The following is a 23309-nucleotide window of genomic DNA, read 5'->3' as shown; positions in this document are numbered from 1 at the left end:
GAGCAGGAGCCGCCACAAGGCCAGGATCAGCGTCACGGCGGGGATGCCGACGGCCAGCCACAGCGGGAAGGACTGCCACCAGCCGTTGACGACCAGAATCAGGGGAAGGCACAGCAGCGACACGACGACGAGGTTGGCCAGCGCCCAGCCGGCAAGCCGCACCGTGACGTATTTTGGCGAGACACGCCGCCAGCTGATGCCTGGAGGGTCAATCGCCTCGGTAGGCATATTCGCCCTCCGACTTGGGCTTGCGCTTTTCCTGAAGGCCCGGGGCCGGCTCGCCCTCTCCTTCTTCAGGCGGGATCCGGCAGAACCGCTCCACCAGCAGGCCAACCACGATCATGGCCAGGCCGCCGCCGGCCATGGCCAGTGCCTGCCAGGCAAGGGTCTGGTCGCTGCGCAGGTTCCAGAGACGCAGCTGGTCAACGAAGATCCCGGCGTGCCAGCCCAGCAGCACGCTGCCGGTGTAGGCGCAGGCCTGGGCGAGGACGAGGGTCCAGGCAGCCAGGATGGGGTTGAGCATCTTCTTTTTGTTGCCGTTCCGCCAGCGGAGCACCCGGATGCCCAGCACGAGGGTGAGCACCACGATCACGCCCATCGTGATGAGCCCGGTGAGCGGCAGTACGGGGGTGTTTAAGCTGTACCGGGTGGTCAGGAGGGCCGCGAGCCAGCCCAGGATCCCGACGGACACGCCGATCACCAGCAGCACCACGCGGCTGGTCAGCTTCATCATTCGACCGCTCCGGCGACGCCATGGAGGTTTTCGAAGCCGTCGAAGGGCACCAGGTCGGCGAAGTCGGCGGCCTGGGCGGCGAGTTCGCCGACGCGTTTGCCGTCCAGCTCGGCCGCGGGGTCGATGAGCGACCACGGGTAGAGCACAAACGCCCGCTCAGCGGCCCGGGGGTGCGGAAGCGTCAGCTCGGGGTCGGAGCTGACCAGCTCCCCGTACGTGATGATGTCGACGTCGAGGGTGCGCGGTCCCCAGTGCACGTCGCGGACCCGGAGGTGCTTCTGCTCAACGTCGTGGCAGTGCTTAAGCAGCTCAAGCGGTGACAGGGTGGTGTCCACGGCGATCACCATGTTGAGGAAGTCCGACTGGCCGGCCGGACCGCCGACGGCCTTCGTCTGGACGATCGGCGAGATGGCCAGGAGGCGGACCTCCGGCGGGTCGACAATGTCCGCGACGGCCGCCGAGAGGGTGTCGCTGCGCGCCCCCAGGTTGCTGCCGAGGGCGAGCACGGCCCGGGTGTAGGTCATGGCTGTTCCTGCCGGGTCCGCCGGACGCTGACGGAGACGTCACCGAACTCGACTTCGATGGGAGCCTTGGGTTTGTGCACGGTGATGTCCACAGCGTCGATGGGGAACTTCCGCAGCACGTCCTCGGCGATCCGCACGGCCAGCGCCTCGATCAGGTTCAGCGGCTCCCCCGTGATCCAGCTCCGGATGCATTCGGCCACTTCACCGTAGTGCGCGGTGTCCAGCACGTCGTCGGAGGCGGCGGCGCGGCGGAAGTCCAGGTGCAGCACGGCATCGACAACGAACGGCTGGCCGTTGCGCCGCTCGAAATCGAACACTCCGTGATGGCCGACGGCGGTGACGCCGCTCAGCGTGATCTGGTCCATGGTGGCCTGTCGGTTCAGTTGTGGCCGTGGCCGGCCGGGGCCTGCGGCGGAGCCATGCGGGCGGCGACCTTGACGGCGTCGAGGCTGGGGCCGACGTCGTGCACGCGGACCGCCCAGGCGCCCCGGTAGGCGCTGATGGCGGTCACGGCGGCGGTGGCGGCGTCGCGTTCGGCCGGCGGGGCGGCCTTCCCCGCCGTGGTCAGGAGGCTGCCGAGGAAACGTTTGCGGGAGGCGGCAACGAGGACCCTGTGGCCCATGGCCTGCAGCACGTCCAGGTGCGTCAGCAGCTCCCAGTTCTGCACGTCGGTCTTGGAGAAGCCCAGGCCCGGGTCAATGATGATCTGTTCCGGGGCTACACCCGCAGCGTAGAGCTTGTCGCGGACCCCGGTGAGTTCCGCGGCCACGTCCTCCGCGACGTTCCCGTACTCGGTCAGCGAATCCATGGTGCTGGCGTTTCCGCGGCGGTGCGTGAGGATGTAGGGGACCTTGCTGCGGGCCGCGAGTTCGGCCATTTCCGGTTCCATGGTCAGCCCGGAGACGTCGTTGATGATCGCAGCCCCGGCGTCCAGCGCCGCCGCGGCGGTGGCGGCGTGGGTGGTGTCGATGCTGACCAGGGCGCCGGCCTTGACCAGCGCTGCGATCACCGGAACCACCCGACGCTGTTCCTCTTCTGGGTCCACTTCGGTTGCTCCCGGGCGGGTGGATTCGCCGCCGACGTCGATGATGTCTGCTCCGCCGTAGAACATCCGCAGGCCCGCGGCGATGGCGGTGTCAGCGGTGGAGTGTTTACCGCCGTCGCTGAAGGAGTCCGGGGTGACGTTCAGGATCCCCATCACAAGGGTCCGGTCCGTGGGGAGGTCCTTGAACTGCGCTGCCGGGCGGGGCTTGCGCAGTACGGGCAGGGGCGAGGTCGCCGGTCCGGTTCCGGGGGCTGCAGCGAGGGAGTCCATAGTCTGTGTTCTTACCTTCCGATGATGAGGCTCATGGCCTCGGCACGGGTGGCCGGGTCATGGAGTTGCCCGCGTACCGCGCTGGTGACGGTCTTGGCGCCGGGCTTGCGGATGCCGCGCATGGACATGCAGAGATGTTCGCATTCGACGACGACGATGGCGCCACGGGGCTTGAGATGGGTGACGAGGGCTTCGACGATCTGGGTGGTCAGGCGTTCCTGGACCTGGGGGCGGCGGGCAAACATGTCCACCAGCCGCGCCAGTTTGCTCAGCCCGGTGACTTTTCCGTCATGCGAGGGAATGTAGCCCACATGGGCGACGCCATGGAACGGAACGAGGTGATGCTCGCAGGTGGAGTAGAAGGGGATGTCCTTGACCAGGACGAGTTCCTCATGGTCCAGGTCGAACTGGGTGGCCAGGATTTCCGCCGGATCGTGGTGCAGTCCGGCGAAGATCTCGGCATAGGCCTTGCCGACCCGCTTCGGGGTGTCCAGGAGGCCGCTGCGGTCCGGGTCCTCACCGATGGCCAGCAGGATCTCACGGACGGCCGCCTGGATCCGGGGCTGGTCCACGACGGCGGGGCCGGGGACGGACCCTCCCGCCGCCGGGGCATCGGTGGCGGGAGCGTCGTCGTCGTCATTGAAGAAAGAAGTCACAGAAGAAGCCTAGCCGGGATGGCCGTCAGGCCCGAGATCCGTTACACCGCCTTGGAACGGCTCCTGTCCGGAGACGCCCTGGGCGTGCGGCGGGAACGTATCCAGCGGTTCCTCGAGGCGGGCTTCCTTGGCCTCTTCCTGTGCTTCGCGTTCCGCCTTCTCGCGGCGGGATTCCACCGGGCCGATTTCCTGGATCGGACGGGTCTCCTTCGAGAGCCAGATCTCGCGGAAATCGCGTTTCCGGATGTTGGTGAAGACCTGGGCGATCTCGGCCTGGTTCAACGTTTCGCGTTCCAGCAGTTCGAGCGCCAGTGCGTCGAGGACGTCGCGGTTCTCCACCAGGATGGCGTAAGCCTCGTCGTGGGCGCCCTCGATGAGGCGGCGCACTTCCTCATCGACGATGTAGGCGATCTGGTCGGAGTAGTTGCGCTCGTGGCCGGCGTCGCGGCCCAGGAAGGGCTCGCCGCCGCCCTGGCCGAGGCGCACCGCGCCGACCCGTTCGCTCATGCCGAACTCGGTGACCATCTTCCGGGCAATCCCGGTGGCCTTTTCGATGTCGTTGGACGCGCCGGTGGACGGATCGTGGAAGACGAGTTCTTCCGCGACGCGGCCGCCCATGGCGTAGGCCATCTGGTCCAGCAGCTCGTTGCGGGTGATGGAGTACTTGTCGTTCTCCGGAACCACCATGGTGTAACCCAGGGCGCGGCCGCGGGGCAGGATGGTGATTTTGGTGACCGGGGCCGAGTTCCGCAACGCCGCGGCGACGAGCGCGTGCCCGCCTTCGTGGTAGGCGGTGACCTTGCGTTCGTGTTCCTTCATGACGCGGCTGCGCTTCTGCGGGCCGGCCATCACACGGTCAATGGCCTCGTCGAGGGCGCGGTCGTCGATCAGGTTGGCGTTGGAGCGGGCGGTCAGCAGCGCGGCCTCGTTAAGGACGTTGGCCAGATCCGCACCGGTGTACCCGGGGGTCTTTTTGGCCACGGCCTTCAGGTCGACGCCGGGAGCCATCGGCTTGCCCTTGGCGTGGACCTTGAGGATCTGGTCGCGGCCGATCAGGTCGGGGGCCTCGACGGAGATCTGCCGGTCGAAGCGGCCCGGGCGCAGCAGTGCCGGGTCCAGCACATCGGGGCGGTTGGTGGCGGCGATCAGGATGACGTTGGTCTTGACGTCGAAGCCGTCCATTTCAACCAGCAGCTGGTTGAGCGTTTGCTCGCGTTCGTCGTTGCCGCCGCCGATGCCGGCACCGCGGTGACGGCCGACGGCGTCGATCTCGTCCACGAAGATGATGGCAGGGGCGTTGGCCTTGGCCTGTTCGAACAGGTCGCGGACACGGGAGGCGCCCACGCCGACGAACATCTCCACGAAGTCGGAACCGGAGATGGAGAAGAATGGGACGCCGGCTTCGCCGGCGACGGCGCGGGCCAGCAGGGTCTTGCCGGTGCCGGGAGGGCCGTAGAGCAGCACGCCCTTGGGGATCTTGGCACCAACGGCCTGGAACTTCGCCGGTTCCTGGAGGAATTCCTTGATTTCCTCGAGTTCCTCGACGGCCTCGTCCGCTCCGGCGACGTCGCCGAACGTGACCTGGGGCATGTCCTTATTAACCAGCTTGGCCTTGGACTTGCCGAACTGCATGACCTTGGAGCCCCCGCCCTGCATGCGGGAAAGCAGGAACCAGAAGAGGACACCGAGGAGCAGGACCGGGATCAGGAGGGAGAACAGCCCGGAGAGCCAGTTGTTCTCGATCGGCTGGTCGGTGTAGCCGCTCGGGGGCTTGGCGTCCGTGACGGCCTTCACCACATCAGCGGCGCGGGCATTGACGTAGTAGAACTGGATGTTCTTGCCCTTGTCCTGGCCGTCAACCTGCAGGTTGTCTTTCAGGACCAGATCCACGCGGTTCTCCGCGTCGAAGATCTTTGCCTGTTCAACCTTGCCGCCATCGGTCAGCAGCGCGAGACCCTTGTCGGTGTCGATCCGGGTGGACCCGCCCGGCGACAGGGTGGCAAAGGCCAGCAGGAGCATGCCGATAACAACGACAATCCAGATGCCCGGGCCTTTGAAGAAACTCTTAGCTTTCATCTGTTCGGGGCAGGCCCCGTCCCTCCTGGTAGTGCTGCACGGCGACCGATCTGCGCGCGTGTGGTGCTGCATCAGCTTCTAGCTATACACCGTCGCAGTAACTCACGCACGGTGCAGACCAAAAGTTCCCTGAGGGCGTAGCGGGGCAGGGCAGGGCGGGCCGCGCCCCGTACCTGGGCCGGCTCGGTCCTGCCGGACCCTGCGGCTGTCCGCTATTCGTAGACGTGCGGTGCCAGGGTGCCGACGAAGTCCAGGTTGCGGTACTTCTCGGCGTAGTCCAGGCCATAGCCAACGACGAACTCGTTGGGAATGTCATAGCCGACGTACTTGACGTCGATCTTGACCTTGGCGGCCGTGGGCTTGCGGAACGCGGTGCAGATCTCCACTGAGGCCGTGCCGCGTGATTCCAGGTTGGTCTTGAGCCAGGACAGGGTCAGGCCGGAGTCGATGATGTCCTCGACGATCAGCACATCCTTGCCCATGAGGTCCGTGTCGAGGTCCTTGAGGATGCGGACCACGCCGGAGGACTGGGTGCCGGAACCGTAGGACGAGACCGCCATCCAGTCCATCGAGACGTGGCTGTGCAGGGCGCGGGCGAGGTCGGCCATGACCATCACAGCGCCCTTGAGCACGCCGACGATCAGCAGATCACGGCCTTCGTAGTCCTTGTCGATCTGGGCAGCGAGTTCGGTGATCCGAGACTGGATCTGCTCCTTGGAGTACAGAACGTGCTTGAGATCTGACTGGACGTCGTTTGAATCCACCAATAACTCCTGTGTAGATGCGGGGTCGACTATATTTTGGGCGGTTTTTGAGGCCGGAATACAAGCTTCCCACAGCGGGCCGCATCACGGGGAACACTGCCGGGGCCGGACTGCCCTTCGGCGAGGAGCTGCGCAAGCGAGAGCCGGTAGACGCTGACCCCGCCTGGAAGCTCCACGGGACCCGCCGAACCGTGCCGGCGAAGCAGCGCCTCGGCGGCCAGCAGGCGCTGGTAGCTGGGCTGCTGGCCCCCGACGGCGGCCGCGGCCTTCGCGATGACCCGGAACCGCACGGCCGGTGCCAGTTCGCGCAGCGCTTCCTCGGGGAGGCTGATCGCGGCACCGGAGAGCTCCCTCAGCCGGAGGAAGGTGTCATTCGCCACGTCCTCGAGGTAGTCGGCGTCAAGCTGCAGGATTGCGGCCGTCCGCGCGAGCGATTCGGCTACCCCGGGCCCAAGTTTCGTTTCCAGCAGCGGCAGCACTTCCACGCGGGTACGGGACCTCGCAAACGCAGGGTCCGCGTTGCTTGGGTCGTGCCAGGGTTCGAGGCCCTCGACCTCGCAGATCGCGAGGGTGTCCGCGCGCCGCAGCCCCAGGAAGGGCCGCAGCAGGCGGCCGCGGGCGGGCCGCATCCCCGCCAGGGACCGGGTTCCGGAGCCGCGCGCGAGTCCCAGCAGCACCTGTTCGGCCTGGTCATCCAGGGTGTGGCCGAGCAGGATTGCCCCGGCGCCGGTGTCGTCCGCCGCGGCCTCGAGGGCGGCGTGGCGGGCATCCCGGGCAGCCGCTTCCGGCCCCATGCCGGTCGAGGCAACGTCCACGGTCCTGATCTGCACGGGCGAGAGCCCCAGTTCCTGCAGGGTCGCCGCTGTGGCCGCGGCTACCCCGGCGGAGCCGGGCTGCAGCTGGTGGTCCACGACGACGGCACCCACGGAGACGGGGTGTCCGTCCACGTGCCCGCGGCGGGCGAAGTAGGCGGCGACGGCAGCGAGGGCCAGCGAGTCAGGTCCGCCGCTGCAGGCGACCAGCACCCGTTCCGGGTAGCCTGCAGCCGCCAGGGCGTCCTGCAGCATTTTCCGCGCTGTGCCGACGACGGGCGCCAGCCGGCCGGGCCGGCGTCGTCCGCTGGATACGGGACGGGCAGTCACGGAAACTAGTGCCCCATCCGTTCGAGCCAAAGCTTTGAATCGTGGATTTCGGCCTCGCTCGGCAGGTGGTCCACGGACTCCCAGACCTTATTGAAACCGTCCATGCCGGCCACGGCCACGACTTCGCGGACGAACTTTGAGCCGTCGCTGTACTGGCGCATCTTGGCGTCCAGCCCGAGAAGGCTGCGGATGAACTTTTCGATCACACCGCGGTCCTGGCCCCGGGAGTTGAAGCGCTGCCGGATCGTCTTCACGGACGGCACGATGCTGGCGTCGACGGCGTCCATCACCACGTTGGCGTGCCCTTCAAGCAGGCTCATCAGTGCGGTCAGCTGTGAGATCGCGGCCTTTTCCTCAGGGTTCTGCAGCAGGTCAAGGACGGCCCCCCGGCTCGGGGCAGTCCCCGACGTTGTGCGGTCCTTGAGCGATTTCGCCGCAGCCGAGGCCCGTTCCATCAGGGAGTCCACATTGCCGAGCAACTGGCCGCTGAGGTTGTCGATCTCGTCCAGCATGTGATGCCGCAGCCAGGGCGCGGCGGCGAACTGCACCCGGTGGGTCTGTTCGTGGAGACAGACCCAGAGCCGGAAATCCTCCGGTTCGACGTTGATTTCCCGCTCGACGGAGATGATGTTCGGGGCCACGAGGAGCAGGCGTCCGCCGGCAGGGGCGGTGGAGTTTTCGGCGAGCGCGGAGAAGGGGTCGTACTGGCCCAGGACCTTGCTGGACAGGAAGGCAAGGATGGCGCCGAGCTGGCTGCCGGTGATGGCACCGCTGACGCTGGCCGCACCGGGGTTCAGCGTGCCGCGGCGGCCCTCAAGCATCTTTTCCATCGCGGGTTTGAGCATCACGGCGAAGCTCTGGGTGTTGGCCTTGGCCCAGGACGCGCGGTCCACGACGAGGACCGAGGAATCGCGGAGATCGCGGGCGGCCTCCAGACCGGTGATGTCGTGGACGTGCGGCACGGAAATGTCCGCCATCAGCCGCAGGTTTTCCACGGCGGCGCCGATCTCCGCCGATCCCAGGATGGGCCCGGCAGGTGTCAGGCGGGCTGCGGTGGAAGCCGCAAGCTCCCAGTTAATAAGGGCTTGGGCTTGGGCTGATGTCTCGCCGGCAGAGGACTCCATAGGCTCCATCAGATCACAGGGGCCCGACAATCCGCCTTAAATTCGGCGGGCGGCGAACGGGGAAACCGGGCTGCGGCCGTCAGTGGCACCCGCAGCCGGCCAGAACGGAGGCGGTGCGGTCCAGGGCGGCCTTGTTCGCGGCCCCCGGGGTCAGCCCGTTGCCGATGAAGGAGAACACCAGGAGCCGGCCATCGGCGTCCACCACATAGCCGCTGAGGGCGATCACGGTGTTCAGGGTACCGGTTTTGGCCCGGACAAGGCCCGCGCCGCGGGAGGTGGCCGCGTCGGCGTACCGGTCCCCCAGCGTTCCGGTGAGCCCGGCGACCGGGAATCCGGCCAGGCCCGCGCGCAGCCGGGTATCCGCGCCCGATGTGATGGCCCGGACGACTTCGGCGAGCTGCCGGGCGGAAACCTGGTTGGCGAGCGCCAGCCCGGAGACATCGGCGGCCCGCAGGGTGGCAGCGGGGATCTTCAGTTCGTCGAGCTGCTGCAGCACGGCCGCGACGGCGCCGTCGTTGCTGCCGGGCTTCCCGGCCGCAACCGCCGCCATCCGGCCCATCGTTTCGGCGAGGTAGTTGTCCGAGGTGCGCAGCAGCAGGTCCACCTGCTGGCCCACCGTGGCGGACTGGACCTCGGCGAGGACCCGGGTGCCGCCGTCGTGCGTGCCGGTTCCGGCTGGAACCCGCGCGATGCCGGGTGCCACCGTCATGCCGGCCGCGGCGGCCGCCGTCGAAAGCGCGGCCGAGAACGCCTCGGCCGCGCTCATCGCGGCGTCCTGGGGGCGGGGACCGGTGGTCGTGCCCGGGTCGAAGCGGGCCGAGTTCAGTGCCAGCGGGAACAGCGGCGCCGTCTCGCCGGCGGCCACATCCTCCGGATTCCAGGCCGGGTTCAGCGCCGGGCCGGTGAAAAGGGAGTCGTCCAGCAGCACAGTCAAGGGGACGGCAGCGCCGTCGTCCTGCAGTGCGTGGATGGTCGACTGCGCGAGGCTGGCGAGCCCGGCGTGGCCCAGCACCGCCCCGGGGGCCGATTCGCCGGCGCCGAGGAGCACGTCTCCGCCGCCGGTGAGGACGACCGAGCCGGGGGCGGCCCCTGCCACCGCCTTGGTGCTGAAGCGGCGCTCCGGCCCGAGGGTGCGCAGGGCCGCCGCGGCCGTGAGGAGCTTCATGTTGGACGCGGGAACGCGGACCGTGTCGCCGGAACGGTCGAAGAGGACCTCCCCGGTGAGGGCGTCCTGCACCACGCCCGTGAAGCTTCCGGCGCCGTCGACCTTCAGGGTTTCGTTGAGCTGGGCCGCCAGCGACCCGGGCGCCGGGACCGGGGCCGAGCCGGTGAGCGGTTCGATGCCGGCCGGGGTGCTGCCGGCCGCCGGGCCGTCGCGGGGGGCCAGCGTGCCGGGGACCTGCTGCCAGGGCGGGGTGGCCGGTGCGGGAGTGTCGGACGGGCCGGGGCCCAGGAAGGCCGGCGCGACCGCAAAGCCGGCGGGGAGGGCGAGCGCCACTACCAGCAGGGCCTGCAGGAGCAGCGGAAGGCTCCGCCGCAACGGCCCGGGCACCGGGTCCGCGCCCGGGCGGCTCGTTCTGCGTTTCATGCTGCTGCTGGTCCTTTAGTCCTGAAATGTCCCCACTAGTTCCTGAAACCAGGGCCTCTCGCTATATCCTCAATAGTAGTCGGCGGCACCGGCAGCCCTTTGTGTGTGCCGCGCAGCCCTGAAAACCGTCGAGGAGCAGTCCATGAAGCATGACGTGACCATCGAGATCCCCAGAGGATCACGAGTCAAGTATGAAGTCGACCACGAAACGGGCCGCGTCCGCCTGGACCGCGTCCTGTTCACCTCCATGCAGTACCCGACGCACTACGGCTACTTCGAAAACACCCTGGGTGAGGACGGCGACCCGCTGGACGCCCTGGTGCTGCTGCAGGACTTCGACCTGCACCCCGGCGTGATCGTTGAATCCCGCCCCATCGGCGTGTTCAACATGACCGACGACGGCGGCGGCGACGCCAAGGTGCTCTGCGTGCCGGTCGACGCCCGCTTCGATCACATCAACGAGATCAGCGACGTCAGCGAATTCCTGATCAAGGAAATCGAGCACTTCTTCACCCGTTACAAGGACCTCGAGCCGGGCAAGTGGGTCAAGGCCGAAGGCTGGGGGGACCGCGCCGCCGCCGAGGCCGAGCTCGAGGCATCCATCAAGCGTTACGTTCCGCATACGCACTAACCTCCCCACCCACCTCCAGCTCCAACGCGGGGTCACTTAGCGCCCATCCGGACACCGGACATGGGCCGTAAGTGACCCCGCGTTGCTGTTTAACGGGCGGGAGTTGTCCGTGGCGGGTCAGGAATGTGTGAAATCGTTAACCCATGAACGTTGTGCCTGCCTTCAGTCCTCCCTGCGGTCCTATCACCGGATGGCGGGACGGCGACGTTGTACGCGCCACGGGGATCCCCTATGCCAGCGCGGGCCGTTTCCAGCCTCCGGTGAGTGCCCCCGACCGGACCGGCGTCCTCGCGGCAACGTCCCTGTCCCCGGCGTGCCCGCAGGGTCCGGTGCCGTTCCTGGACGACATCCTGGGCACTAGTTACGGGGAACTTCCCGGCAGCGAGGACTGCCAGCGGCTCTCCATCACCATGCCCGCCGGCCTCGACGACGGCGAGCGGGTCCCGGTGATGGTGTGGCTGCACGGCGGGTCCTACACGTCCGGCTCCGGCGACCTCGCGATCTTCGATCCCAAAGCCCTCGTCGCCGAAAACCGGGTCATTGTCGTGTCCGTGACCTATCGCCTGGGCCTGTTCGGCTACCTGGCCACCGGCACCGGCCGGCCCGCGAACCTCGGACTGCTGGACCAGCTCGAGGCGTTCCGCTGGGTTCAGCGCAATATCGGCGCCTTCGGCGGGGATCCCGGAAACGTCACCGCCTTCGGTCAGTCCGCCGGAGGCGACGCCGTCGCCCACCTGATGGCGACGCCCGAAGCGCCCGCCCTCTTCCAGCGCGCCATCATTCAAAGCGCACCCCTGGGCATCACACGGGGCCGGGAAAAAATGAGCAGAGCCATGGGCATCGCTGCGGAAACTGTCACCGAAGACACCCCGGCCATGGACGTCGTGGCCGCTGAGGAGCAGGTGTCGCAGGTGGCCCGGAAGTTCGGGCTGATCGCCGCCATGCCGTTCGGCACCCAGTACGGGCACTCCCCCCTGCCGCCGGAATCCGGCATAGAGGACGCCTGGAACGCCACGGCCCCGGAGATCGAGGTTCTCATCGGGCACACCTCCGAGGAGGCGCGGATGTTCCTGCCGCGCAACCGCGCCGTCAGCCGCCTTGGCAGGGTGCCGGGACTCGGGGGCGCCGCCGTCAGGGCCATCAACTGGGGCGTGACGGAGGCGGTGTATGGCCGGTCCGCGAGGAGGTTCGCCCGGCGGCATGCCCAAGCGGGCGGCACAGCCTACAGCTACGTGCTGTCCTGGGCCGCGCCGGGAAACTCTTACGGCGCCGCGCACACCGTGGACCTGCCGCTGCTGTTCGGGGACGAAAAGACCTGGGCGGGAGCGGGGCTGCTCGCGGGCGCAAGCTGGGAGGAAATCGATGCGCAGGGCCGGTCCCTCCGCGCCGTCTGGGCGCGCTTCGCCTCCGGGGAAGGCCTGGACAGCCGGGGAGGGATTCCTGGTGCCCTTCGGTACCATTCGGTCGGCCCTGAGTGACCGGCTGATGGCGTGCCTGCGGCCCCTGACCACCGTCCCCGGCGGACCCCGGTGAGGACCCTCGGCGTCGACCTCGCCGCCGCCGCCAAGAAGACCGCGGCCGCCGTCATCGAGTGGGGCAACGGCACCGCCCGCCTGGCGCACCTTGTCCTCGACGTCGCCGACGAGGAGATTGCGCGGCTCTTCGGCTCCAGCGACATGACCGGGATCGACTGCCCCGTCGGCTGGCCGGACGCTTTCCTGCCGTTCCTTGCCGGGCATCTGGCCTTTGACGCGCACCCCGTGCTGGACTTCGACGGAATCGAAGGCCGCCGGCTCCTGGCCTACCGGGACACCGACCGCTTCGTCACCGCCACGACCGGGCTGATCCCGCTCAGCGTCTCCGCCGACCGGCTGGCCCACCCGGCGATGCGGTGCGCCGTGATCCAGGCAAAGATCTCGCGGGACCACGGCCCGCAGGCAAGGGACGGCAGCGGAAGGCTGGCCGAGGTCTACCCGGCGGCCTCGCTGAAATCCTGGGGCCTGCTGGCCCGCGGCTACAAGGGCCGCGGCGGCGCGGAAACGGAGCGGCTGGCCCTGGTCCTTGACGCGCTCAGGAAGGCTGCACCCTGGCTGGACCTGGCCGGATTCGATGACCAGCTCGCCGGCTCCGATGACATGTTCGACGCGCTCATCGCTTCCCTCACGGCACGGGCCGTCGCCCTCGGGAAGACCGTCCGCCCCGATGACGGCCACGCCAAAGCCGCCCGGACCGAAGGCTGGATCCATCTGCCCTCCGGCGGCCTGGACGGGCTTAACGGCTTCCAGCGGTAGGGAACCCCTGCCATTTCCTCCCGGCACGGTTACGTGCCCGCATCGTGCAAGACTGGCGAAGCATCCAGGCCGGCATGGAAAACGCGCCCGCCGTAGGTTGCCCCGGCCGCCGCAATTAGCCCTCCCGCCCGCCGTCGTCGGACAGCTGATGGGGCTGGGCTGGCGCATTTGCCAGCCTCTGACCACCGGGTAGTGTGGATCCAGAATGTTCACGCTGACCATCAACCAAACAGACAGCAGGCGCGACGGCGACTGCGTGCCGCAGCTCCTCAAGGACCTGCGGCACATCCCGGCGCGCCTCGATTTCGACCGCTCAGTGGAGGACGAGGTCCAGGGCATTGTCGACAGTCCCCGGCAGGCCGTCGATGCGGCAATGATCGCGCTGCGGACCGGCAGCTGGTACGTCGGCATCGGCGTCGGGCCGGTCAATGAACCCCTGCCGAACCAGATCAAGGACGCCACCGGCCACGGGCTGATTTATGCCCGCCGGGCCGTCGACCGGCTCCGCAACGGCAAGGACCGGATCCCGGTGGCCGTGGAGGGCCCGCAGGCCGACCTCGCCGCGGAGTCCGAGGCGGTGCTGCGGCTGCTGGGCCACATCGTGCACGACCGGAGCCCCGCGGAATGGCGGGTACTTGACCTGCTGACCCCCGGGGTCCGCGGGCAGCAGAAGGCGGTGGCCGAGGAACTCGGCATCACCACCCAGGCGGTCAGCAAGGCCGTGGCGCGGGCGCAGTGGAACGAGGAACACGCGGCGCGGCCCGCCGCGGCCAGGCTGCTGGGCCTGATCCTCGACGTGCGCTGACCCGGGTTCCTAGAGCAGCAGGCTGCGAAGCACGTGGGCGGCGCCGTCGTCGAAAACGGAGTGGGTGACCTCGTTCGCGGCGGCGATGACTTCCTCGGGCGCCTGGCCCATGGCCACGCCGCGGGCCGCCCAGCCGAGCATCTCGATGTCATTGCGCCCGTCGCCGACGGCGACCGTAAGGTGCGCCTCGATCTCCAGCCGGCCGCGGAGGTGCTCCAGGGCGCTGGCCTTGGTGACGCCGGCCGCGGCAATGTCCAGCCACGCCGTCCAGCCCACCGAGTAGGTCACCCCGGCCAGGCCGATGTGCCGGATCGCCGCGTTGAACTCCTCGGGGGTGTTCTCGGCGCTGAAGACCACCACGCGCACGGCGGTGGCGTCCAGCATGGTCTGGAAGTCGACGCCGATTGCCTCCACGCCAAAGCTCGCGTCCTGGAAGCGCTCGGTGGAGAGGAAGTTGCCGTCCTCGTCCTCCAGGGCGTACTTGGCAGAGGGCAGCCGCTTGCGCAGGGCGCGGAGGGCGGGGCCCGGGTCGAAGGTGGCCTTGTGCACGATCTCGTAGCCGTCGGACAGGCTGGAGTCCAGCCGCAGGGTGACGCCGCCGTTGGAGCACACGGCGTAGCCGTTTTCGATCCCGATGTGCTCGATGATCGGCAGCGTCGCGTTCAGCGAGCGGCCGGTTGCGATGGTGACGTGGTGGCCCGCAGCCACGACGTCGCGGGCGGCTTCACGGACGGGAACGGACATGTGTCCGTCGTGATCCACGAGGGTGCCGTCGACGTCGAGCGCGACCATCAGCTTGTGGGCCGTGGTGCTGGGGTAGTTCTGGTTGTTGTCTCGCCGGTCATCGTTGCCAGCGACTGAGGTTTCAGTCAATGTTGTCATCTCACAAGTAGAGCAGACACCCCGGGCCGCCGCTAGGACGCAGGCCACAGCACGCGGTGAACCGGGGGTGAACAGCTGTTGACGGACTCTGGCTCAGATGACGGGGAAGACCGTCATGCCGCCGAGGTACTTCTGCAGGGCCTTCGGGATGTTGACGGAGCCGTCCGGGTTCTGGTGGTGCTCCAGGATGGCCACGATCCAGCGCGTAGTGGCGAGCGTGCCGTTGAGCGTGGCGACGGCGCGGGTGCCCTTGGGGGCGCCGTCCTCGTTCAGCACGCGTTGGCGGATGTTGAGCCGGCGGGCCTGGAAGGTGGTGCAGTTGGAGGTCGAGGTGAGCTCGCGGTAGGCGCCCTGCGTCGGAACCCAGGCCTCGCAGTCGAACTTGCGGGCGGCGGAGTTGCCGAGGTCTCCGGCGGCGGTGTCAATCACCCGGTAGGGCAGTTCACACTTGGCCAGCATCTCCTCTTCCCAGGCCAGCAGCCGGGCGTGCTCGGCCGCAGCCTTCTCCACGGTGGTGTAAACGAACATTTCCACCTTGTTGAACTGGTGGACCCGGATGATGCCTCGGGTGTCCTTGCCGTGCGAGCCGGCCTCGCGGCGGTAGCAGGAGCTCTGCCCGGCGTAGCGGATCGGGCCGGCCGAGAAGTCCAGGATCTCGTCCGCATGGTAGCCGGCCAGGGCCACTTCCGAGGTGCCCACGAGGTAGAGGTCGTCCTCGGCGAGACGGTAGATCTCGGCGTCGTGCTTGACGTCGAAACCGGTGCCCTGCATGGTTTCCGGGCGCACCAGCGTCGGGGTGATCATCGGCACGAAGCCGGCGTCGATGGCCTGCTCCATGGCCATCTGCAGCAGCGCCATTTCCAGCCTGGCGCCGGCGCCGCGCAGGAAGTAGAAGCGCGAACCGGACACCTTGGCGCCGCGTTCCATGTCGATGGCGCCGATCAGCTCACCGATCTCCAGGTGGTCCCTGGGTTCGAAGTCGGTGAACTCGCGGGGCGTGCCGACGGTCTTGACCACGATGTAGTCGTCTTCGCCGCCCTCGGGGACGCCGTCCTCGATGAGGTTGGGGATGCCGCGCAGCAGTTCCTCGTGGGCGGCCTGCGCGACGTCGGCCTCGGCGGAGGCGGCCTTGACCTGGCCCGCGAGGACCTTGACCTCGGCCAGCAGGGCCTGCTTCTCCTCGCCCTTGGCCTGCGCCACCTTCTTGCCGAAGGCATTCTGCTCGGCTCTCAGGTTTTCGAAGCGGATCAGGGCCGCGCGCCGGGCCGAGTCCGCGACGATGATCGCGTCCACCACGGATTCATCGGCGCCGCGGGCGCGCTGGCTGGCCCGGAACTTGTCCGGATTTTCGCTGAGGTCTTTTACGTCGATCACCTGACAAGACTATCCAATCCGGCCACCGTTCCCGGGCAATCCGGGCTCCGGCCGCCGGCGGGATAGTGTGGGAGCACAATGCGCGACTGGATGCTTTACCTCGTCATCGCTGGAGTCCTGGCGTTTGCCGTCTCCAGTTGGTGGGGAGTGCGCAAGCTCAAGGCCAGGCACACACGCAGCGCCGTGTGGGAGGAAACGCACAGTCCGGGGCTGGGCCAGCAGAAGGTGGCCGTGGTGATGAACCCGATCAAGTCCCGGTCCGATGAGGCCCGCACCATGATTGAAAGTGCCTGTTCCGCAGCAGGCTGGGTGCCCCCGCGGTTCTTCGACACCACCGCCGAGGACCCCGGGTTCTCACAGGCGCGGGCCGCTGTCGAGTACGGCGCCGACGTCGTCCTCGTGGGCGGCGGTGACGGCACTGTCCGGGTGGTGGCTGACATCCTCGCCGGCACGGACATCGCCATGGGCCTGATCCCGCTCGGCACCGGCAACCTGCTGGCCCGCAACATCCACCTGGATCTGGGTGACCTGCACGGAAGCGTCCAGACCGCACTGTTCGGTCACCAGCGCTTCATCGATACGGCACGGATGCAGGTGGAGAACTCCCGCACCAAAGAGTCCGCGGAGCACACCTTCCTGGTCATCGCCGGCATAGGCATGGACGCCGAGGTTGTGGGCGACACCAACGACGGTCTCAAAAAGGCTGTGGGCTGGCTGGCCTACACCGAAGCCGGCGTGCGGCACCTCCCGGGCCGCCGCAAGAAGGTGTCCATCTCGCTGGACGACCAGCCGGAACAGAGCCGGAAGATCCGCAGCGTACTGTTCGCGAACTGCGGACTGATCCCCGGCGGGATCGATTTCATCCCCCAGGCGATGATCGATGACGGCATGCTGGACGTCGTGGTGATGAGTCCGCGCAGCGCGATCGGGTGGCTGGCAATGTACTGGAAGATCGTGCTGAAGCACAAGAGAAACCTGCCGGTGATGACGTATTACCGTTCCGGCAAGATCACCATCCGCTGCGCGGAGCCGATGCCCACACAGGTCGACGGCGATCCGACCGGCCCGGCCACGAAGGTCACCGTGCAGGTTGCTCCGGGCTCGCTGCTCGTCCGGGTAGAGGACGGCACCGAGGGAGATTAGGCGCTGGCTTCCTTCTTGGAGGCTTCCTTCGCCGCATCCGCGGACTTTTTCGCTTCCGCGGCGGCCTTGGCTGCGCGCGCTTCGGACTGCTCGCGGATCATGGCCTGCTCCTCCTCGAAGCGCAGCCGGTCTGCACGGTCGGCGTCGTCGCCGTCCCAGTCCTGGTTGTCTGCGGTCGGTTTGGGATTCACGATCATTCCCTGGCCGTCGTTTTCTAGGCTGGTATCTGCCATGACCTGCTCCCTCTGTAGAGGACTTCCCCAATATGGATCAGGCAAGCATACGCACAGTTTCCAAGGGGCGGAAGTGCCTGATGTGGCATTTGTCTACGCTGTGGGCGAAGCCTTGGACATATATTCCGGCACCACCGATGCCCCCGACAGTATGTCTTTGACCCAGGCATGCGCCGCCCGGAATGCCTGGTCCGAGGTGTGCGGCTCCACGATCGTGCGGTGCCCGTCGGCCCGGCCGTAGGAGCCCAGGAACCGGGTGGCCGGGCTGATCCGGTGCAGGCCGGCCAGGGCGTCCGCCATGCGGGCGTCGGCCACGTGGCCGTCGGCGTCGATGCTGAAGAAGTAGTGGCCCAGGTACTGGCCGGTCGGCCGCGACTCAATCCGGCTGAGGTTCACACCCCGGGTGGCGAACTGGTCCAGGATCTCCATCAGCGCGCCAGGGCGGTCTTCCGGCAGCGGAACCACAACGGTGGTCTTGTCCGCGCCGGTGGGCTCGGGCAGTTCGCCGGGCCGGCCGACGAGCACAAACCGCGTGACCGCACCGGGGTTGTCGCCGATGTTCTCCGCCAGCACGACGAGCCCGGGCTGTTCGGCGGCCACAATCGGTGCGCAGATTGCCGCGTCGTAGTGGATGTCGCCTTCCAGCAGACCCATCGCCGCCGCGGCCGTCGAGGATCCCGGGATATATTCCGCGTCCGGAATAGTGCTGTCGGCCCAGAGCCGGCACTGTGCCCAGGCGTGGCTGTGGGTGGAGATCCGGCGGATGTCCTCGATCCGGGTCCCGGGGCGGGCCACCAGCACGAAGCTGATCGGTACGAGGGCCTCGCGCAGGATCCGCAGTTCCTGTCCGGTTGCGATCGCATCCAGGGTGGCGGTCACGCCGCCCTCCACGGAGTTTTCGATCGGCACCATGGCCGCGTCAGCCGAGCCGTCGCGGACCTTGTCCAGCGCCGTGTTGACGTTGGACGAGGGAACGCGGATGGCCTGCGCCGCGTCGGGCACCTGCATCAGGGCTGCCTCGGTGAAGGTTCCCGCGGGTCCGAGGAAGGTGTACGTGACGGGTGAGGCGGGCATCGGCGCTTCTTTCTTCAACTACAGGATGACGGGCTTGAGTCCGTTGTCGGACACCAGCGGCATTCCGGTTTCCAGCCACTGGTCCATGCCGCCGGCGACGTTCAGGGCGGAATACCCCTGGCCGGAGAGCCACTGGGCGGCACGGAAGGACCGGCCCCCGGTCCGGCATATGACGTAGAGGTCCTCGTCCGGGTCGAGTTCCCCGAGCCGGGCCGGGAGCTGGTCCATGGGGACGTGCAGCGCCCCTGCCGCGTGCCCGGCGGCCCACTCGTAGTCTTCGCGGACGTCGAGGACCGTGGCCCCTTCAGGGATGTCGGACACGGTCACGGTGTCAAAGTCGCTCATAGTCGTCCTTTCCGCAGAATGCATGGTCTGCCTCCAGCGTATCGCCAGCCACCGGCACCACACCCTTACCCGGCAGCAGGTTACGCTTCTGGCATGGCGCAAAGGAGATCCACGGCAACTGACCGGCTTCCGGCAACTCCCCGCGCCTCCCCCCACCGGACATGCCCTCCCCTTGCCGCCAGGAATGGGCACAATCCCACTATGTCCACCCGCCGGCGCCAGCGCTGGGCATGTCCCGCGGAGCGGACGGCCGGGGAAACGGGGCCGCGTTCCCTTGGCTGAGATCCATGAACTCTCCGCCGTGGAGCTACGCGACGCCCTGCGTTCCGGCGAGCTGTCCTCAAAGCAGGCCACGGAGCATTTCCTGGACCGCATCGCCGCCGAAAACCGGCACCTGGGCGCCTTTATCACCGTCACCGCGGAGCAGGCCCTGCTGGATGCGGCCGCAGCGGACAAGTCCCACGCCCGGGCCGCGCGGGACGGAACCGGGCTGGCGCTGCTGCACGGCGTGCCGGTGGCCTTCAAGGACCTGACGGACGTCGCCGGCGTCGTGACCACCCACGGCAGCGCCGCCCTGGACCACAAACCGGCACTGGCCGACAGCGCCATCGTCGCGACGCTGAAGAGTGCGGGCGTGGTCTCGCTGGGCAAGACCCAGGTTCCGGAGTTCGGCCTCACGGCCTACAGCGAGAACCGGATCGCGCCGCCCTCACGGAACCCGCACGCCCTGAGCCGGAGCTCGGGAGGCTCCTCCGGCGGCAGCGCCGCAGCGGTTGCCGCCGGGCTGGTCCCCTTTGCTCCCGGCTCCGACGGCGGCGGATCGGTCCGCATCCCGGCCGCTGCCTGCGGACTCGTGGGCCTGAAAACCGGCCGGGGCCTGGCGCCCGCGGGTGAAAGCACCGGTGACCCCGCGGGACTGGTCGTGTCCGGCCCGATGGCCCGCTCTGCCGCAGACGCGGCCCTGCTGCTCGATGCGCTGGTGCCGGCTGCGCTGGTCCCCGGCCCGGCCGGGACTGACAGCTCCGGGGATCCCGCTGCCAGCTACCTGGAGCTCGCCCGGCAGGACCCGCCCCGGCTGCGGATCGGAGTAAGCCTGGACAGCCCATGGCAGACGATCTTCCCCTTCACCCCCGCTCCCGAGGCCCTCGATGCCCTCGCCGAAGGCATCAGGCGGCTGGAGGCAGCCGGCCACGAAACCTCGGAAGCCTCCATCCGCTATGACAACCGCTACCCGGCAGCGTTCACCACAGCATGGACCGCCGCCGTCGGGGACGCCCGGATCGTTCCCCAGCGCGAGGCGCTGCTGACCCCACTGACACGGACGTTCCGGCGCCGCGCGCAGCAGCGCGGACCGGCGCAACTCGCCGAGTCGCTCGGGTTCCTGCGCCTGTTCCGGCGCGACACCATCGCCCAGTACGCCGCCTTCGACCTGATCCTGATGCCCGCGCTGGCCCAGACGCCCCGCCCGGTGGGCTGGTTCACCGGTGCGGCCCACGGCGACGGCTATTGGCCCGCCGCCGAATGGACAGGCGATGCCGACGGCGACTACCGCAAGCAATGCGAGTACGCGCCGTGGTCGTCCCTGGTCAACGTGTGCGGGCTGCCCGCAATCACCATCCCGGTGCACTGGACCGGCGGGGCCAAGGGTGCCGGGCTGCCGATGGGCGTGCAGCTGATCGGGCCGATGGGCTCCGAGGCGCTGCTCCTGCAGCTGGCCACCCAGCTGGGGTGCTAGCCCCACGACCCGCGGGATGTGGATGATTTCACGGGCGGGTGCGGATACGGTTTAGCAGAGCAAGGTCAGGACATGTCCAGTCTGGAAACTTCCCACGAGAGGGATCAATGAAGATCACCGGTGCAGTACTTGAGGAAATCGGCCGTCCCCGGCCGTACGCGGACTCCAGGCCCATCAGCATCTCCGAACTGGACCTGGAAGGACCGGGGCCGACCGAGATCCTCGTGCGGATCGAGGCCGCCGGCATCTGCCACTCGGACCTTAGCGTGGTGGACGGCAACCGCGTGCGCCCGGTGCCGATGCTGCTGGGGCATGAGGCTGCCGGACGCGTCGTCGAGGTCGGCTCGTCCGTCACGGACCTCCTGCCGGGCCAGCGCGTCGTAATGTCCTTCCTGCCGCGCTGCGAACAGTGCACGAACTGCGCCGCTGACGGACGGCTCCCTTGCACGGCAGGTTCGAAGAGCAACGGCGAAGGCACGCTCCTGCACGGATCCATGCACCTTGACCGCAACGGCGAAAAGATCTTCCACCACTTGGGCGTCTCCGGCTTCGCCACCCACTCCGTCGTGGACCGCGCCTCGGCCGTTCTGGTCGGCGACGACATCCCGGCGGACGTCGCCGCCGTCCTCGGCTGCGCGGTGCTGACCGGAGGCGGCGCCGTCCTGAACGCCGCCCGGCCGCGGCCGCACGACAGCATCATGATCGTGGGGCTCGGCGGGGTCGGCATGGCCGCGCTGATCACGGCGATCTCCCAGGGTGTCTCGCGGATCGTGGCCGTGGACACGCTGGATGAAAAGCTGGAGCACGCCCGCCGGCTCGGCGCCCACGAAACGTACACCCCGCAGCAGGTCCTCGAGCAGGGCATCAAGGCCAAGTACGTGATCGAATGCGCCGGGAACCCCCGCGCTTTCGAAACCGCCTTCGCCGCGACCGAGGCGGGCGGCACCACGGTCACTGCTGGCTTGCCGCACCCGGACGCCCGCGCCCAGATCCCGCCGCTGACCATCACGGCCCAGGCCCGGACCATCGTCGGCAGCTACCTTGGCTCCGCGGTGCCGTCCCGGGATATCCCCAAATACGCCCAGCTCTGGCGCGAAGGAAAACTGCCTGTCGAGGAGCTGATCACGGCGCGCATCGCCCTGGCGGACATTAACGCGGCCATGGACCAGCTCGCCGACGGGAAAGCGGTCCGCCAGGTCATCATGTTCGACGCCGGCTAGCCCCGGCGCTGGCCCCCCTGCGGCGCCGCCCCATGCAGCTTGCGCTATCACTTGTGGCTGCTAGTGCGCGTCAGTGGCAGCATCATCTGATAGGGCAACGGGGGACGAAACACCCTGCGAATGGCTTGGTCCGGGGCGCCGCTAATGTGACAATCCCGCTTCACACTGTCAGCATTAAGTAAATGAGCACTACTCATTTATCCACGCCCCCCGCTACAACGCCGGGCGACACTTCTTTTTTTGGCCACCCAAAGATGCTGGCCAGCCTCTTCTCCGTAGAGATGTGGGAGCGCTTCTCCTTCTACGGCATGCAGGGGATCCTGCTCTACTACATGTACTTCACAGCCGCCGAGGGCGGACTGGGGATTGAGCAGGGCCTGGCCGCCGGGCTCGTGGGCGCCTACGGCGGCGGCGTCTACCTTTCCACCATCCTCGGCGCGTGGCTCGCGGACCGGCTCTTCGGCTCCGAAAAGGTGCTGTTCGGCTCCGCCATCCTGATCATGGCCGGCCACATCGCCCTCGCCTCCCTGCCGGGCATCCCCGGCCTGATCGCCGGTCTTGTGCTGGTCGGCGTCGGCTCCGGCGGCCTGAAGGCCAACGCCACGGCCCTGGTGGGAAGCCTCTACCGGGAGAAGGATGAACGCCGCGACGCCGGATTCTCCATCTTCTACATGGGCATCAATGCCGGCGCGCTAATCGGCCCGCTGGTCACCGGCTGGCTGCAGGAGAGCCACGGGTTCCACTGGGGCTTCGGCGCCGCCGCGGTCGGCATGGCCGTGGGTCTGGTCGTCTACGCGCTCGGACGCAAGAACCTGCCCGAGGACGCGCACCGGGTGCACAACCCTCTTCCCGCCGACGAGCGCACCAAGTACGGCCTGCGCTTCGGGGCGATCGCCGCCGTGATCGCCGTGCTGCTGGCCACCGGCATCGTCAATGCCGGGAACCTGGCCATGTCCATGGCCTACGCGGCTATCGGTGTGTCCGTGCTCTATTTCGCCCTGATCTTCAGCAGCAAAAAGGTCGACGGCACAGAACGCCGCCGCGTGGCCGCATTCATCCCGCTGTACATAGCCTCCGCCGCATTCTGGGCGCTGTTCCAGCAGCAGTTCACTTTCATCGCCGTGTACTCGGAGGAGAAGCTGGACCGGAACCTGTTCGGCTGGGAAATGCCGGCCGCCTGGGTCCAGTCCATCAACCCGGTGTTCATCATCATCTTCGCCGGCGTCATGGCTGCCCTCTGGACCCGGCTGGGCCGCAGGCAGCCGGGCTCGGCGCTGAAGTTCTCCATTGGCCTCTTTGTGATGGGCCTGGCGTTCCTGGCCTTCATCCCGCTGGCCGGGGACGGCAAGACCCCGATGCTGGCACTGGTGGGGATCCTGTTCCTGTTCACCCTCGCGGAACTGTTCCTGTCCCCCATCGGCCTGTCCGTGACCACCAAGCTGGCTCCGAAGGCCTTCCACACCCAGATGGTGGCGCTGTTCTTCCTCTCGGTGTCCCTGGGCACCACGCTGGCCGGTATTTTGTCCGGCCTGTACAACCCGGCGGATGAACTGCCGTACTTCATCGGCATCGGCGGCACCGCCATGCTGCTGGCCGTCGGCCTGGCCGCGGCCTCGCCGGCGATCAAGAAGCTCATGGGCGGCGTACGCTAAGC

At 68.1% G+C, this 23309-nt stretch carries 23 protein-coding genes and 1 pseudogene; 8 read left to right on the top strand and 16 right to left on the bottom strand.

The window, feature by feature from the left end; all coding sequences use genetic code 11:
- The 11 genes and pseudogenes from BJQ90_RS14130 to dacB form a co-directional block, all read right to left on the bottom strand.
- Positions 1-228, bottom strand: a pseudogene (locus BJQ90_RS14130) (hypothetical protein); the annotation flags it as partial.
- Positions 209-730, bottom strand: coding sequence for a DUF3180 domain-containing protein (locus BJQ90_RS14125; RefSeq protein WP_226760889.1), 522 nt, complete (start codon positions 728-730; stop codon positions 209-211). The gene BJQ90_RS14125 and the pseudogene BJQ90_RS14130, both read right to left, overlap by 20 nt.
- Positions 730-1257 carry a 2-amino-4-hydroxy-6-hydroxymethyldihydropteridine diphosphokinase gene (gene folK, locus BJQ90_RS14120; protein WP_226760877.1) on the bottom strand — a complete coding sequence of 176 codons (528 nt, stop codon included), beginning with the start codon at positions 1255-1257 and terminating at the stop codon, positions 730-732. The genes BJQ90_RS14125 and folK overlap by 1 nt, the downstream gene beginning before the upstream one ends.
- Positions 1254-1622 (bottom strand): dihydroneopterin aldolase, encoded by a 369-nt coding sequence (gene folB, locus BJQ90_RS14115; protein WP_226760876.1) that lies wholly within the window; start codon positions 1620-1622, stop codon positions 1254-1256. The genes folK and folB overlap by 4 nt, the downstream gene beginning before the upstream one ends.
- Positions 1623-1636: 14 nt before the next feature.
- The gene (gene folP, locus BJQ90_RS14110; protein ID WP_226760875.1) at positions 1637-2572 is read right to left on the bottom strand and encodes a dihydropteroate synthase; all 936 of its coding nucleotides are present in this window, start codon (positions 2570-2572) and stop codon (positions 1637-1639) included.
- A gap of 11 nt (positions 2573-2583) precedes the next feature.
- Positions 2584-3228, bottom strand: a complete 645-nt coding sequence (gene folE / locus BJQ90_RS14105; protein ID WP_413463685.1) for a GTP cyclohydrolase I FolE — start codon at positions 3226-3228, stop codon at positions 2584-2586.
- Positions 3229-3237: 9 nt separating this feature from the next.
- The gene (ftsH, locus tag BJQ90_RS14100) at positions 3238-5304 is read right to left on the bottom strand and encodes an ATP-dependent zinc metalloprotease FtsH (RefSeq protein ID WP_226760874.1); all 2067 of its coding nucleotides are present in this window, start codon (positions 5302-5304) and stop codon (positions 3238-3240) included.
- A 212-nt stretch (positions 5305-5516) separates the two neighbouring features.
- Entirely contained in the window at positions 5517-6068 is a 552-nt protein-coding gene (gene hpt, locus BJQ90_RS14095; RefSeq protein ID WP_226760873.1) for a hypoxanthine phosphoribosyltransferase, read from the bottom strand.
- 29 nt (positions 6069-6097) lie between these two features.
- Positions 6098-7135 carry a tRNA lysidine(34) synthetase TilS gene (gene tilS / locus BJQ90_RS14090; RefSeq protein WP_226760887.1) on the bottom strand — a complete coding sequence of 346 codons (1038 nt, stop codon included), beginning with the start codon at positions 7133-7135 and terminating at the stop codon, positions 6098-6100.
- An 80-nt stretch (positions 7136-7215) separates the two neighbouring features.
- Positions 7216-8334, bottom strand: coding sequence for a zinc-dependent metalloprotease (locus BJQ90_RS14085; protein WP_226760872.1), 1119 nt, complete (start codon positions 8332-8334; stop codon positions 7216-7218).
- A 79-nt stretch (positions 8335-8413) separates the two neighbouring features.
- Positions 8414-9922 carry a D-alanyl-D-alanine carboxypeptidase/D-alanyl-D-alanine-endopeptidase gene (gene dacB / locus BJQ90_RS14080; RefSeq protein WP_226760871.1) on the bottom strand — a complete coding sequence of 503 codons (1509 nt, stop codon included), beginning with the start codon at positions 9920-9922 and terminating at the stop codon, positions 8414-8416.
- Between the two features lie 142 nt (positions 9923-10064).
- Between dacB and BJQ90_RS14075 the strand changes: the two genes are divergently transcribed.
- The 4 genes from BJQ90_RS14075 (at position 10065) to BJQ90_RS14060 (ending at position 13649) form a co-directional block, all read left to right on the top strand.
- Positions 10065-10553 (top strand): inorganic diphosphatase, encoded by a 489-nt coding sequence (locus BJQ90_RS14075; RefSeq protein WP_226760870.1) that lies wholly within the window; start codon positions 10065-10067, stop codon positions 10551-10553.
- 143 nt (positions 10554-10696) lie between these two features.
- Positions 10697-12031, top strand: a complete 1335-nt coding sequence (locus BJQ90_RS14070; RefSeq protein WP_226760869.1) for a carboxylesterase family protein — start codon at positions 10697-10699, stop codon at positions 12029-12031.
- 51 nt (positions 12032-12082) lie between these two features.
- A complete protein-coding gene (locus tag BJQ90_RS14065) occupies positions 12083-12844 on the top strand; it encodes a DUF429 domain-containing protein (protein ID WP_226760886.1) in 762 nt (253 codons plus the stop codon).
- Positions 12845-13049: 205 nt separating this feature from the next.
- Positions 13050-13649: a MarR family transcriptional regulator gene (locus BJQ90_RS14060; RefSeq protein ID WP_226760868.1), complete on the top strand. Its 600-nt coding sequence runs from the start codon at positions 13050-13052 to the stop codon at positions 13647-13649.
- 9 nt (positions 13650-13658) lie between these two features.
- Here the strand turns inward: BJQ90_RS14060 and BJQ90_RS14055 are convergent, their stop codons facing one another.
- Positions 13659-14531, bottom strand: a complete 873-nt coding sequence (locus BJQ90_RS14055; RefSeq protein WP_226760867.1) for an HAD family hydrolase — start codon at positions 14529-14531, stop codon at positions 13659-13661.
- 93 nt (positions 14532-14624) lie between these two features.
- On the bottom strand, positions 14625-15905 hold the full coding sequence (serS, locus tag BJQ90_RS14050; protein WP_226760866.1) for a serine--tRNA ligase: 1281 nt from the start codon (positions 15903-15905) through the stop codon (positions 14625-14627).
- Between the two features lie 78 nt (positions 15906-15983).
- Between serS and BJQ90_RS14045 the strand changes: the two genes are divergently transcribed.
- Positions 15984-17048 (top strand): diacylglycerol/lipid kinase family protein, encoded by a 1065-nt coding sequence (locus BJQ90_RS14045; protein WP_226760865.1) that lies wholly within the window; start codon positions 15984-15986, stop codon positions 17046-17048.
- Here BJQ90_RS14045 and BJQ90_RS14040 read toward each other — a convergent pair.
- The 3 genes from BJQ90_RS14040 to BJQ90_RS14030 all read right to left on the bottom strand — a co-directional run bounded on the left by BJQ90_RS14040 (position 17045) and on the right by BJQ90_RS14030 (position 18700).
- A complete protein-coding gene (locus tag BJQ90_RS14040) occupies positions 17045-17281 on the bottom strand; it encodes a hypothetical protein (RefSeq protein ID WP_226760864.1) in 237 nt (78 codons plus the stop codon). The two genes, BJQ90_RS14045 and BJQ90_RS14040, sit on opposite strands and share 4 nt — an antisense overlap.
- A 93-nt stretch (positions 17282-17374) precedes the next feature.
- On the bottom strand, positions 17375-18355 hold the full coding sequence (pheA, locus tag BJQ90_RS14035; RefSeq protein WP_226760863.1) for a prephenate dehydratase: 981 nt from the start codon (positions 18353-18355) through the stop codon (positions 17375-17377).
- Between the two features lie 18 nt (positions 18356-18373).
- Positions 18374-18700, bottom strand: coding sequence for a rhodanese-like domain-containing protein (locus BJQ90_RS14030; protein WP_226760862.1), 327 nt, complete (start codon positions 18698-18700; stop codon positions 18374-18376).
- 274 nt (positions 18701-18974) lie between these two features.
- Here BJQ90_RS14030 and BJQ90_RS14025 point away from each other — a divergent pair, with 274 nt between their 5' ends.
- The 3 genes from BJQ90_RS14025 (at position 18975) to BJQ90_RS14015 (ending at position 23307) form a co-directional block, all read left to right on the top strand.
- Positions 18975-20435 carry an amidase gene (locus tag BJQ90_RS14025; protein WP_226760861.1) on the top strand — a complete coding sequence of 487 codons (1461 nt, stop codon included), beginning with the start codon at positions 18975-18977 and terminating at the stop codon, positions 20433-20435.
- Between the two features lie 107 nt (positions 20436-20542).
- Positions 20543-21655, top strand: coding sequence for an alcohol dehydrogenase catalytic domain-containing protein (locus tag BJQ90_RS14020; protein WP_226760860.1), 1113 nt, complete (start codon positions 20543-20545; stop codon positions 21653-21655).
- A gap of 182 nt (positions 21656-21837) precedes the next feature.
- The gene (locus BJQ90_RS14015; RefSeq protein ID WP_226760859.1) at positions 21838-23307 is read left to right on the top strand and encodes a peptide MFS transporter; all 1470 of its coding nucleotides are present in this window, start codon (positions 21838-21840) and stop codon (positions 23305-23307) included.
- Positions 23308-23309 lie beyond the last annotated feature (2 nt).

This window comes from Arthrobacter sp. SO3, from assembly GCF_020532825.1.
Taxonomy (GTDB): domain Bacteria; phylum Actinomycetota; class Actinomycetes; order Actinomycetales; family Micrococcaceae; genus Arthrobacter.
Note: the sequence above shows the minus strand (reverse complement) of the source record. Positions and strands in the feature narration are given on the sequence as shown.